General features: G+C 59.2%; 1 protein-coding gene. It reads left to right on the top strand.

Annotated elements, in window-relative coordinates; translation table 11 throughout:
• Position 1: 1 nt before the first annotated feature.
• Positions 2–223: phage head closure protein (locus PSI23_RS22605; RefSeq protein ID WP_273557112.1), on the top strand; the 222-nt coding region annotated here is incomplete at its 3' end.

Here is a 223-nt window from a genome sequence, read left to right on the forward strand (position 1 = left end):
AATGAGGGCAGGCAGATTGAGGCATCGGGTGACTATCCAGAAATCCGAGCAGTCACGCGCCCCGTCAGGGCAGGTTATTGACAAGTGGGTGGATGCCGCCACCGTCTGGGCAGAAGTGAGGGCGATTAGCGGGCGTGAGCGTTTGGCATCCGGTGCCGTGTTCTCTGAGGCCACTGTGCGTATCTGGATGCGTTACCGTGATGACGTGACCACCGCCAATATC

The organism is Xenorhabdus yunnanensis, assembly GCF_028598805.1.
Taxonomy (GTDB): domain Bacteria; phylum Pseudomonadota; class Gammaproteobacteria; order Enterobacterales; family Enterobacteriaceae; genus Xenorhabdus; species Xenorhabdus yunnanensis.